General features: G+C 45.2%; 11 protein-coding genes and 1 pseudogene. 4 read left to right on the forward strand and 8 right to left on the reverse strand.

Translation table 11 applies throughout. From position 1 onward, the window contains the following. The first annotated feature begins 47 nt into the window (after positions 1-47). The 4 genes and pseudogenes from AC08OG_RS15190 to AC08OG_RS15205 all read left to right on the forward strand — a co-directional run bounded on the left by AC08OG_RS15190 (position 48) and on the right by AC08OG_RS15205 (position 5,349). Positions 48-227: a PLDc N-terminal domain-containing protein gene (locus AC08OG_RS15190; RefSeq protein ID WP_292358383.1), complete on the forward strand. Its 180-nt coding sequence runs from the start codon at positions 48-50 to the stop codon at positions 225-227. Between the two features lie 187 nt (positions 228-414). Continuing rightward, positions 415-2,474: pseudogene (locus tag AC08OG_RS15195) on the forward strand (BCCT family transporter). Between the two features lie 463 nt (positions 2,475-2,937). Further along, positions 2,938-3,855 (forward strand): LysR family transcriptional regulator, encoded by a 918-nt coding sequence (locus AC08OG_RS15200; protein WP_292358387.1) that lies wholly within the window; start codon positions 2,938-2,940, stop codon positions 3,853-3,855. An 87-nt stretch (positions 3,856-3,942) separates the two neighbouring features. Continuing rightward, positions 3,943-5,349, forward strand: coding sequence for a sensor domain-containing diguanylate cyclase (locus tag AC08OG_RS15205; RefSeq protein ID WP_292358388.1), 1,407 nt, complete (start codon positions 3,943-3,945; stop codon positions 5,347-5,349). Here the strand turns inward: AC08OG_RS15205 and gloA are convergent. The 8 genes from gloA to rpmH form a co-directional block, all read right to left on the reverse strand. Then, positions 5,303-5,857 carry a lactoylglutathione lyase gene (gene gloA / locus AC08OG_RS15210; RefSeq protein WP_292358390.1) on the reverse strand — a complete coding sequence of 185 codons (555 nt, stop codon included), beginning with the start codon at positions 5,855-5,857 and terminating at the stop codon, positions 5,303-5,305. The two genes, AC08OG_RS15205 and gloA, sit on opposite strands and share 47 nt — an antisense overlap. A gap of 22 nt (positions 5,858-5,879) precedes the next feature. Next, positions 5,880-6,833: a magnesium/cobalt transporter CorA gene (gene corA / locus AC08OG_RS15215; protein ID WP_292358392.1), complete on the reverse strand. Its 954-nt coding sequence runs from the start codon at positions 6,831-6,833 to the stop codon at positions 5,880-5,882. Between the two features lie 169 nt (positions 6,834-7,002). Continuing rightward, positions 7,003-7,617, reverse strand: a complete 615-nt coding sequence (locus AC08OG_RS15220; RefSeq protein WP_292358394.1) for a methyltransferase — start codon at positions 7,615-7,617, stop codon at positions 7,003-7,005. 18 nt (positions 7,618-7,635) lie between these two features. After that, positions 7,636-8,994, reverse strand: coding sequence for a tRNA uridine-5-carboxymethylaminomethyl(34) synthesis GTPase MnmE (gene mnmE / locus AC08OG_RS15225; protein ID WP_292358396.1), 1,359 nt, complete (start codon positions 8,992-8,994; stop codon positions 7,636-7,638). 58 nt (positions 8,995-9,052) lie between these two features. Then, on the reverse strand, positions 9,053-10,696 hold the full coding sequence (gene yidC / locus AC08OG_RS15230) for a membrane protein insertase YidC (RefSeq protein WP_292358398.1): 1,644 nt from the start codon (positions 10,694-10,696) through the stop codon (positions 9,053-9,055). After that, the gene (gene yidD, locus AC08OG_RS15235) at positions 10,689-10,967 is read right to left on the reverse strand and encodes a membrane protein insertion efficiency factor YidD (protein WP_349676190.1); all 279 of its coding nucleotides are present in this window, start codon (positions 10,965-10,967) and stop codon (positions 10,689-10,691) included. Before yidD ends, yidC begins: the two co-directional genes overlap by 8 nt. Beyond that, the gene (gene rnpA, locus AC08OG_RS15240; RefSeq protein WP_292358401.1) at positions 10,910-11,263 is read right to left on the reverse strand and encodes a ribonuclease P protein component; all 354 of its coding nucleotides are present in this window, start codon (positions 11,261-11,263) and stop codon (positions 10,910-10,912) included. Before rnpA ends, yidD begins: the two co-directional genes overlap by 58 nt. Before the next feature lie 28 nt (positions 11,264-11,291). Then, positions 11,292-11,426 (reverse strand): 50S ribosomal protein L34, encoded by a 135-nt coding sequence (gene rpmH, locus AC08OG_RS15245; RefSeq protein ID WP_036311011.1) that lies wholly within the window; start codon positions 11,424-11,426, stop codon positions 11,292-11,294. Between the last annotated feature and the right edge of the window lie 268 nt (positions 11,427-11,694).

Below are 11,694 nucleotides of genomic sequence, written 5' to 3' on the forward strand. Positions count from 1 at the left end.
CTAAGACGGAATTAAATTTTTATCTGAACTAGCAAAGGAGCGACAAAATGGATCTAGAAGTCGGTGGCATATTAGGTTTAATCTGGCTGATTATTGTTATCTGGGCCATTCTCAAAGTAGCGAAAAGTGGTGCCGGTACCTTAGCCAAAGTGTTATGGATTTTGATATTACTGTTCTTCCCGGTAATAGGATTTATTATTTGGTTCTTTCTCGGTCCTAAAGGCTAGACGAATACTTCACCGTACAAACTGTATTCGGTTTGTACGGTGATTTTCCCCAACACCACCCGGCATGCAATATGCCGATGATGTAAGCGTCTATCTCTCACTTCGCATTGTCAGCATCTGGTCAAACCATTCACGTTAATATTGCATGACGCTAATGATTCATTCGAATCAAAATCGGAGTTTGAGCATGCAAGCTGATTCAAAGATCCCCTCTACTATTCTGGTTCCTGTGTTTTTTCCTGCCGTTATTATTACGTTACTGTTAGTAATAGGCACAATCAGCAATCCAGAATTAGCGGGCGAAGCCTTTGCTGCGACACTCAGTTATCTGACCAAAACCTTTGGCTGGTTTTACATGCTGGCAGTGGCTTTCTTTCTTGTTTTTATCGTAACCGTGGCCATTTCAAGTTGGGGAAAAACCAAATTAGGCCCCGATCATGCCGAACCGCAATACAGCTTTCCTGCATGGTTTGCGATGTTGTTTTCAGCTGGCTACGGGATTGCTTTGTTATTCTTCGGGGTGGCCGAACCGGTATTGCATTATGCCTCGCCACCTCAAGGAGCCCCCGAAACGGTTGATGCGGCTAAACAAGCCATGCAAATTGCCTTTTTCCATTGGGGCTTTCATATCTGGGCCATATACGGTCTAACCGGTCTGGTTTTAGCTTATTTTGCCTTTCGCCATGGCTTGCCGTTATCAATGCGCTCTGCCCTTTACCCGCTTATCGGCGAGCGAATCTATGGTCCAATCGGCCATACTGTGGATGTTATTGCTATCTTAGGGACCCTATTCGGCATTGCTACAACGCTTGGCCTGTCCGTTGCCCAGATCAATGCTGGTATGAATTATTTATGGCCCAGCATCCCGGTCAGTACCTTTGTTCAGGTTGTGACCATAACCGGTATCACTTTACTGGCTATTCTATCCGTGGTGGCTGGACTTGATAAAGGTGTTAAAAGGTTATCCATTCTCAACATGGTTCTGGCCGTTGCATTAATGCTGTTTGTGTTTCTGGCTGGACCGAGTATTTTCATTCTGGAAACATTTTTACAAAACACTGGCAGTTACCTGAACAATATTGTTGAGCGGACCTTCAATCTGCAGGCTTATACCCGGAGTGACTGGATAGGTAACTGGACTTTATTTATCTTTGGCTGGACCATTGCCTGGGCACCGTTTGTCGGACTGTTTATTGCCAAAATAAGCCGAGGTCGCACCATTCGGCAGTTCGTCTTTGGCGTGCTGCTGGTGCCGACCATTTTTACCTTTATCTGGTTTTCCATTTTTGGGGATACGGCCCTCAATATGATTATGAATCAGGGGTATACCGCACTCATTACGGAAGTGCAGAATGACACTGCGATTGCCTTGTTCAAGCTATATGAACGATTACCTCTAACATCAATAGTGTCATTTATTACCGTTATTCTGATTATGACGTTCTTTGTTACTTCTTCCGACTCAGGGTCGCTGGTCATTGACTCCTTAGCGTCTGGTGGCGCCAGTAACACGCCAGTATGGCAACGGGTTTTCTGGGCATCTCTGGAAGGTCTGGTGGCGGCTGCACTGCTAATTGCCGGTGGCTTAAGTGCCTTGCAAACCATGAGTATTACCAGTGCCCTGCCGTTTGCCATCATTATGGTGCTGGCAGCGATTGGAATGTGGCGTGCTTTAGCGATTGAAGGTCATCGTGAAGCCAGTTTGTCAGCCTTCATGCATAGCTCGCAACACCGGCCGGGTAACTGGAAGAAACGTTTGGCAGGGTTGATTCACTATCCGGATTATCAACAAGTGGCAGAATTTATCAAAACGACGGCTCATCCGGCCATGCAGAAAGTTGAAACGGTTTTGCAAGAGAAAGGTTGGCCGGTTATTGTATTTTTTGATGACACCCAGCATCGCGCGTATATAGAAGTGGTTCGAGAAGAAGAACTGGATTTCATCTATGAAATTCGTATGCGTGGCTATGCCATGCCCACCTTTGCTTATCCACAAATGGCAAGAAGTGAAGATGGTGACAAGCGCTATTACCGTGCAGAAGTCTTTATGCGGAGGGTGGCGCGGCCTATGATGTGTTTAACTTTGATCAGCAGGAAGTCATTGATGACATTCTAAATCAATTCGAGAAATACATGCATTTCATTCATATATCGCCAGGCATTTTGCCATGGAAAATGCAGGAGCATGACGATATGCTCAATGACAAAGGTGAAATCCATAATAATGACCTGAAAACACCCAGCTGATGAAATTAGTTGTGCTTTCTTTTTCATCACTGCTTTAGGTTTTCATTAACTTAACGAAAAGTATGAAAACGAGATGAATAAAAAATCCACAACGATTTAGAGACAAAAAAAACCCGATGCACTTTGCAGTAACATCGGGAAAGGGCAAACAAACAATAAATTGGGGAACCATTCAAACCTTCAGATAAGGCGCCTAGGGTCTGTTTATCTTTCAGAGACAGCTATAACAGATCAGCAGACCCTATTGTTAATGCTTTCTTAACCAAGCTCCCTTTATGCTTAAACCAAGTGAATTTCGCATCAGCCTGGGACTTATTCGAAGATGAAAATATACAATCCCTGGCGATCATTCACTTAATCAATTACAATCCAAACCTTTAATGCAAATGATAATGCTTATTATTTGTAATGAAAAGTATTGAATCATAAACATAACGTTGCATAAACCTGAACAGGCTTACATATGAATGATCGTGCAGTTTTGCCAGATATGAGAGCGGTGACAGCCTTTGTTGAAATCATTCGGTCTGGCAGTTTAACGTTTACCGCAGAACAACTGGCTATTCCTAAATCCACGTTAAGCAGACGTATCAGCCAACTGGAACAACGTGTTGGTCAGCAATTACTTCGACGGGAATCCAATCGACTTATCCCAACTCAGGCAGGCCAGATATTTGCCGAGTATTGTCAGCAATTTATCGATCTTGCCCAGCAAAGTCAGTTAGCACTGGATGCTCTGCAACTTGAGGTAAGTGGCACGCTTGATTTCACCTTTCATAATGCTTTCAGCTGCCGCTGGCTTAGCGAGAAAGTAGAAATGCTGATGACGCAGCATCCAAAATTGCATCTTAAAATGCGTACCGGATTCAACCTGCCTCAGGCCACCGTTGGTGAATCAGTCATTTTGTGGCTGGGCCCCGTAACAGAGAATGGGCTTCGCCATGAATGTCTGGGTCAGCTTTCACAGGGTATTTATGCCAGCCCGGAATATCTGCAACAGGCAGGAGAAATCCTTCACCCGCATCAACTGACTGAACATAAATGGGTTGATACTCTGGAGCACTCGACACAGAATATTCTATTAAAACATCCTCATAAAAAACCATTTCAATTACCCCCACAGCAATCCCAGATCTCAGCCGATCAATTCATCATGCAGGCTGATGCCATTGCTAGAGGTAAAGGGTTGGGACTTTATCCGAACTGGTTAGCTGAATTGAGCATAAGTCAGCACACCGTCAAATTGCAACGTTGCCTGGAGGACTGGCATGGTCCCAGTTTGCCGATCTGGTTAATGTATCCCTATGGACATTTATCAAGGCGCACCAGAGTATTTATAGATCATTTGAAAAGTGAGCCTCCTGCAACCTGGAAATACTGAACCTCTGTGCGCTATGCCACATAAATACTTGAATGGGTAAATGCATCAGCCTATTATTAAATAAAAAATAAATGGTGTTAACTAGGCATGATGCACTCCCCGCCCGACGGCAAACAGAGCCGGTCCACTTCAACAGATAATGAGTTGCTCAATCATTTACGTGCTGTTTCATCTTATCTACCCGGCTTTATTTATCAGCTTTGTTTAACCCCTGACGGTAAATTCCAATACACCTACACCAGCTCCCGATTAGAAGCTTTATTTGGTGTAACCCAGCAACAGGTTGCTGAAGATGCCTCTGTATTATTGAAAATGATTCACCCGGATGATTATCAACGGGTCATCAATGAAAGCATTCAATCTGCTGAAACCGCCAGTGCCTGGCATAGTGAATTTCGCATGGTCCTTAAAAATGGCCATACCATCTGGATTGAAGCCTATGACACTCCCATACGTGAAGCTGATGGCACTATTGTCTGGACCGGCTATGGTAATGACATTACGCAACGTAAAAGCTACGAGACAGCTCTGAACGAAAGCGAGTCAAAGTTCAGGGCCTTTGTTGAAAATGCCAATGACATTATCTATTCATTGTCGCTGGATGGCCTGCTTACCTATGTATCACCCAATTGGACCGAAATCCTTGGTCATCCAATTAGTGACGTTATCGGTCGACATTTTGATCAATTTGTTCATCCCGATGATGTCTCGGCCTGCCACAATTTTTTGCAGCAAGTACGTCTCAGTCGACAGAAACACAGTGGTATTGAGTACCGGATAAAACATTTTAATGGGCATTGGTGCTGGCATCGCAGTAATACCGCACCGTTATTTGATAATAATGGCGAGGTGGATTCCTTTACCGGAATTGCCAGAGATATCTCTGAACATAAACTGATGATGCAGCGTATGTCGCATATGGCGCATCACGACACCCTGACCGGCCTCCCCAATCGTGCCAGCTTTACCGAGCATCTAAATCAAGCCATTGTATTAAGTGAGCGTGAGAAACAGGCCCTCGCAGTATTATTTCTGGATTTGGATAAATTTAAGCCGGTCAATGATAGGCATGGACACGCTATCGGTGATTTACTACTGCAACAGGTTGCCAACCGTATTCGACAATGTTTACGTGGGGCAGATATTGTCGGACGTATTGGCGGTGATGAATTTGTCGTTTTACTGCAAAATATTCATCATGTTGCCAATGCTCAGCAGACCTCCGAAAAAATCTGCGAGTGTCTGAGACTGCCATATGAAGTGGACGGCAAAATCCTGCATATCGGCGTCAGTATTGGTATCGCGGTATATCCGTTGCATGGCAGTAATGCCATGCAACTGGTGCGATATGCCGATGAGGCAATGTACGAGGCTAAAAAGCTGCCTGATAGAATCCAGGTTTTTGCCAGCCCACCACTTGGAAGCGGCTCAACTAAAACTGAAGAACTTAAGCAAGGTGATCTTTCAGCAAATTCGGCTGACGATCAGGAGTAAATATTTCTATCCAGTAGCCATCTGGATCCTGAATAAACGCGATACCTTTCATCTTGCCATCATTAGGGCGTTTGACAAATGGAACGCCAAACTCCTCAAAGCGCGCGCAGGCAGCATCAATGTCGGGAACGGCAAAGCCAATATGACCAAAGCCCCGTGGTTCACTATTACCGTTATGATAAGCCACCTCATCTTTGTCTTCATCTCCCCAGTTATGGGTTAATTCAAGCATAGCTGGACGGGCAAAGGTTTGTTTGATGCGCTCATCATTATCGTCCGACCAATCCTGCCGCTGCTCCGGTGAAATAGCCGCCATGAAATATAAGGTGAACTGCATTTCCGGAAAATCAAAACGTTTGATAAGTGTCATACCCATCACTTCAGAATAAAACTTCAGGGTACGTTTTGGATCCTTAATGCGGAACATTGTTTGGTTAAACACATAATCATGTGTGGCCGGATCATGCGTTTCACTCAAACCTTCTGCTTTATCAAAATGTCGACTCATCTGTGTTACTCCTATGAAGATTTTACAACCAGCCTTTACGTTTGAAATAAAGGTAGGGCGCCATGCCTGCTGCCACCATCAGACCAATAGCAAATGGATAACCGAAGCTCCAATCCAGCTCCGGCATATATTTAAAGTTCATTCCATAAATGCTGGCAATCAATGTTGGTGGTAGAAACACCACCGCGGCAATCGAGAACGTTTTAATGATCTGTGCCTGTTGGATATTGATAAACCCCTGAGTGGAATCCATCAAGAAATTTATCTTATCGAATAAAAATGTCGTATGCGACATCAATGTCTCCAAATCTCGCAATATCTCATATAAGGTTTCCCGTGATGCACCCGGCTCTCGTAAGTGACGCAACAAAAAAGAAATATCACGTTGGGTATCCATTAAACATAAACGGATCTTTCCGTTACTGTCTTCCAAACGCGCTAACTGACTGATGGCATCTTCCAGATCAGCACTTTCATCTTCTAAAACCAGATGGCTGACCCGTTCTAGCTGGCGATGGATATCTTCGAGATTATCGGCATGATTTTCGACTTTTTGTTCCAACAGGGTGATCAGTAAATCCGTTGGTGTCTCACAACTCACCTGCCCACGGCGAGCTCGCATTCGTAATAATCGAAAATCACTTAATTCACCATCACGAATGGCAATAAGTCTATCCGGCTGCAAAATAAACGCGACCGAAACCGTGTGATGTCGCCCTTCTGAGTAACCCAGAAATAATGAATGCACATGCAGACCATCCTGATCGGTAAAGCACCGAGCCGAGGCCTCAATTTCTTCTACATCATCGACATCGGGTACTTCATCGCTGAACAAAGTCGCGAGTAATGCGCGTTCATCATCATCGGGCTCCAACGCATCAATCCAGTCGGCTTCTTTTAAATGATGCCCCAATACCTCGCCTTCAACTTTGATTTCCTTAATTAAGCCATGAGCAATTTTGTATAGGCGTAGCATGCTGGCTCCTATTTAGTTTGGGTTTGCCTAAGGGAATGGTTAAACATTGTAACGCAAGACGATATCATGCTTCTCAGACTATGGCATTTGAGTGGCAATTCCATGACAGTTGAGTTTCAGACCTAGGTTTCATCTCCGCCTCTATTGTGAGATGAAAGATCAACAAGCCCTAGTGAAATACTGCCATCTGGGTGGGTGAACCTAATTGCAGATCTGCCTGCCCAATTCCTGAAAAATGTACTTCATAATTATGACGGGCAGCAACGCCTCTGGCCCATTGCTGAAATTTCTGCCGAGTCCATTCAAACTGATGATCCGGATCCCGAAACTGTCCGGGATATAGCCCGTATAGCGGATTGTATTCGTAGTTAGGTGTTGTCAGTATGATTTGTTTTGGACGCATCACTGCAAAAACATTTTGTTCAACCTTGGATAACAGTCTCGGCTCAATATGCTCAATGGTCTCAATCATCACTGCCAGCGGAAAACCATAAAGCTCTGGATGCGGTTCAGCATATGATGCGTTAATTAACCTTATTCTGGATGGAGTTTGCTGAAGGTATGCTGCCAGTTTTTCACGCGCCTGCAGAATAGATAAGCTGGATTGTTCAACACCAATAACCTGCTCAATCTGCGTTTCATTTAACAGCTGCCACAGAAAAGTACCTGAGCCACAGCCTAAGTCCAAAAGCTGTTTGACCCCGCTTTGCTGAACTAATTTGAGGATATGTTGATGCCGTACTTCATGCAAATCACTGATTTGGGTGTCTTGATTTGGGAACATGACATGCCTGCAAAAAGATCATTTACCAATACAAAAACTGGAGAAGATGCGGTCTAGTAAGTCTTCAGTCGTGAATGTCCCGGTAATCTCTCCCAGAGCAGACTGAGCAATACGCAGTTCTTCCGCGAGTAATTCACCCGCGCCCATACCTGTCAGACAGTCATAGCCTGCTTCAATGGCTTGTTGAGCGCGCTGCAAAGCATCCAGATGTCGACGACGCGCCATAAACACCCCTTCTTCTTCCGGATGAAAACCTACTACCTCGCATAAATGATGTGTCAGCAAATCCATCCCTTCGCCACTTTTTGCGGATAGATAGATCACTGATATGCCATTTTCATTCGTTATTTCAGCAGCATGGCCGCTTTGGTCGATCTTATTTCGAATCAAGGTAAATGATTTATCGCTCGGTAAAGCAGAAAGGATTTTTGTATCCTGTTCCGTCATGCCAAGCTTATCATCAATTAATAGCAGAATATGATCAGCTTGTGCCAATTCGTTCTGCGTTCTGCGGATACCTTCAAGCTCAACGATATCACTGGTGGCATCATGCAGGCCGGCAGTATCGGAAATACGCAGTGGCAAACCGCCCAAATGAATTTGCTCTCGTAATACATCACGAGTTGTACCGGCTACTTCAGTCACAATAGCTGCATCATGGCCCGCCAGCCGATTATGCAGACTGGATTTGCCAGCATTGGGCTGTCCGGCCAACACCACACTGATGCCCTCGCGTAATAAGCGGCCTTGTCGGGCACTGCCTTGAATACCTGCCAGGGTTGCCAGTAGTTGCTGTAATTGTTTATCCACCTGAGCTTCACCGAGGAAATCGATTTCTTCATCGGCAAAATCAATGGAGGCTTCAACAAACATTCTTAAATAGGTCAGTTCTTGCAAGAAGTCATTAACCTTTTTGGAAAATTCCCCCTGCAACGAACGCATTGCACTACGAGCAGCCAGTTCGGTTGAGCTTTCAATTAAATCTGCAACGGCTTCAGCCTGTGCCAGATCCATCTTGCCATTGAGAAATGCGCGTTCAGAAAACTCTCCGGGCCTAGCCATTCTGGCACCCAGTTCAACTGCTCGCTGACATAGTCTAGCCATCACCAATGGACTGCCATGCCCCTGCAACTCGATGACATCTTCACCGGTAAACGAGGCGGGTCCGGCAAAATACAACGCAATGCCACTGTCGATAATTTCTTTATCGGCTGCTCGAAAGTGGGTGAATTTTGCCTGACGGGTTTGTGCCAGTTTGCCGCAGATTTGCTCGGCTATCTGAGCACTTTCAGGGCCGGATAAACGCACAACACCGACACCACCGCGGCCGGGCGCAGTGGCAATGGCTACGATAGTGTCGGTGTAATGCTCTGTCATAAATAACTCTGTTTACTCAGCTGTAAACAGTGGAGTTCTGCTTATCCTGCTGAAAGGGTTACAACGCACCCATTTTACGAGTGATATACCACTGCTGAGCTATTGATAGAAGGTTGTTGACCACCCAGTAAAGCACCAGACCTGCCGGGAAGAAAGCAAAAAAGACGGTAAAGACAATCGGAAAGATCTTCATCATCATCGCCTGCGCCGGATCCTGAGGCATCGGATTCAGCTTTTGCTGGAACCACATCGATAAACCAAACAGCACTGGTAAGACAAAATAGGGATCCATTGCCGTCAAATCATTAATCCACAGGATGAAATCGGCTTGACGCAGTTCAATACTTTCCACTAAGACCCAATAGAAAGCCAAAAAGACCGGCATCTGCACCAGAATCGGCAAACAACCACCCAGCGGATTAATTTTCTCGGTGCGATACAAATCCATCATTGCCTGATTGAATTTTTGCTTATCATCACCGTAGCGTTCTTTCAGTGTGGCCAGCTTGGGTGTCAATTTACGCATTGACGCCATCGAACGGTAACTGGCTGCTGACAGTTTATAAAACGCCAGTTTGATCAGAATGGTCAGTAATACAATGGACCAGCCCCAGTTGCCCGTTAATTTATGTAGCCATTCCATGACGATAAATAACGGCTTGGAAATAATGGTCAGAATACCGTAATCAACGGTCAAATCCAGATTATCTGCAATTGGCTCAAGACGTTGATGTTCTTTCGGACCAAGGTAAATCTGATAAGAGGCCTGAGCTTGCTCACCATTTTCGGCGACTACCGCAGGAAAACGGATACCGGCCGTATAATTAGTGTTGTTTATCGCTTTACCGTAAAGACTGATTTCCTGTAATGGTTCAGCAGGAATTAAGGCTGCCACGAAATAATGTTGAATCATCGCCGCCCAGCCACCATTCACATCACGACGAAAATCATTTTTTTCCAGTTCACCAAAATCCACTTTTTCGTATTCATTACCCGGACTGGAAAAAACAGCACCCGTATAGGTATAGATCATGAAACTATCATCTTCAGGTTGATTACGATTAAATTGTGCATAGGGATAAGCAGCAAAACGTTCGCCAGACTGGTTTTCTATCTGATAAGTGACATCTACCAGGTAACTGTCACGGGTAAAAGTATAGGTTTTAATCACGGTCAGCCCGTTATCAGATTCCCAACGCATCGGAACGCTCAGACTATTTTCATTCTCCCCCATAACATATTCGGATTTTTCCGCAGTATAGGTTTCATAATGTGTCGGTGCCGAGCCTTCGGCTCGTAAACCTGATTGAGTAACAAAGAAATTCTTACGACTGTCATTTAAAAGCTGTACTGGCTCATCAGGCAAATCTACATCAACAGGATATTGTAATAATGCCAGTTCACGGATATCCGCCCCACGTAAATCAATTGTCGCTTCAATTACATCGGTTTTTACACGGAGCTGATTAGCTGAAGTCGCTGTGGCTTGTTCGCTTTCCGGCATTGCAGGCAAGCCATCTGCAGTATCTGTTGGTAACTCGGGTAAATCATCCTGCGACTGGGCGTTTTCTGAAACAGGCTGGTCTGCGTTATTTTGCGTTGCAACCTGTTGCGGGCGCACATAGTCATTTTGCCAGGCTTCCCACAACAACAGAGAAACAATTAACAGGCCAAAAATAAACAGAGTTCTGAGGTTATCCATTGTGTTTTTTTGTCTTTAGTTCAGGAACAGGATCCACGCCGCCGGCGTGCCAAGGATGACAGCATGAGATTCGGCGTAAACCGAGCCACACACCACGAAGCGAGCCATGCGTTTGAATGGCCTCAATCATATATTGGGAGCAAGTAGGTTGAAAGCGACAGTGCATGCCCATGAACGGGCTTAATAAAAAGCGATACGCGCGAACAAAAGCGATTAGGATGTTTGCCATTGTGCCACCACGGTTAACCAATGTCGCTCCAATGCTGCCCATAATTGCGACGAATCCCGCTGACTAATATCAGGACGTGATAACACCACAATATCGATATTGGATAAAGCTGATTGATGCTGCCGGAAAGATTCCCGGATGATTCGCTTTACCCGATTACGTTGACTGGCCAGTTTAAGATGCTTCTTTGCGATAGCCAGTCCCAGTCGGGGATGCCCGACAGAGTTTTCAACGCTTAGAATCGTCAGACCACCGCCACCAGTGCGCTTACCCTGACGAAAAACCCGGGTAAAATCTCCCGGGCTATTCATTTTCATGGCTCGGCTGAAAGTGGCCAAGTCATGCACCCTCTGAGAACAGAGAGAATTAAACAGAAAGTTTTGCGCGGCCTTTGGCTCTACGGGCATTAATAACACGACGGCCGCCGACAGTTTTCATACGTGCGCGGAAACCATGAGTGCGCTTGCGCTTCAGATTACTAGGCTGAAAAGTTCTTTTCATTTCACCAACTCCAGGAATAACAATGGTTTTGCAGCCGGTAAGCGTCTCTCGAACGGAAACAGCCGGGGCAAAAGACATGGGATTATAGAGTTTGCAGGCATAACAAGTCAAACCGCATTCATCCGACCATGCAACATTATTTTACTTGCCAAAAGCCCCGCATGCAGATAACTTTAGATGCCCTGTCTGTCGCGCTATACTATCACGAAAAAAGCCTGCAGTTATTAGTCTGTTTTCTGTAAACCTTTATATTAGTCAAGGAGTTGCT

It is taken from the genome of Methylophaga sp. F7, from assembly GCF_056863975.1.

Excerpts from the sequence above, each read along its gene's own strand:
- AC08OG_RS15190 (WP_292358383.1), top strand. The coding sequence starts at position 48 with ATGGATCTAGAAGTCGGTGGCATATTAGGTTTAATCTGGCTGATTATT.
- AC08OG_RS15200 (WP_292358387.1), top strand. The coding sequence starts at position 2,938 with ATGAATGATCGTGCAGTTTTGCCAGATATGAGAGCGGTGACAGCCTTT.
- AC08OG_RS15205 (WP_292358388.1), top strand. The coding sequence starts at position 3,943 with ATGATGCACTCCCCGCCCGACGGCAAACAGAGCCGGTCCACTTCAACA.
- gloA (WP_292358390.1), bottom strand. The coding sequence starts at position 5,857 with ATGAGTCGACATTTTGATAAAGCAGAAGGTTTGAGTGAAACGCATGAT.
- corA (WP_292358392.1), bottom strand. The coding sequence starts at position 6,833 with ATGCTACGCCTATACAAAATTGCTCATGGCTTAATTAAGGAAATCAAA.
- AC08OG_RS15220 (WP_292358394.1), bottom strand. The coding sequence starts at position 7,617 with ATGTTCCCAAATCAAGACACCCAAATCAGTGATTTGCATGAAGTACGG.
- mnmE (WP_292358396.1), bottom strand. The coding sequence starts at position 8,994 with ATGACAGAGCATTACACCGACACTATCGTAGCCATTGCCACTGCGCCC.
- yidC (WP_292358398.1), bottom strand. The coding sequence starts at position 10,696 with ATGGATAACCTCAGAACTCTGTTTATTTTTGGCCTGTTAATTGTTTCT.
- yidD (WP_349676190.1), bottom strand. The coding sequence starts at position 10,967 with ATGGGCAGCATTGGAGCGACATTGGTTAACCGTGGTGGCACAATGGCA.
- rpmH (WP_036311011.1), bottom strand. The coding sequence starts at position 11,426 with ATGAAAAGAACTTTTCAGCCTAGTAATCTGAAGCGCAAGCGCACTCAT.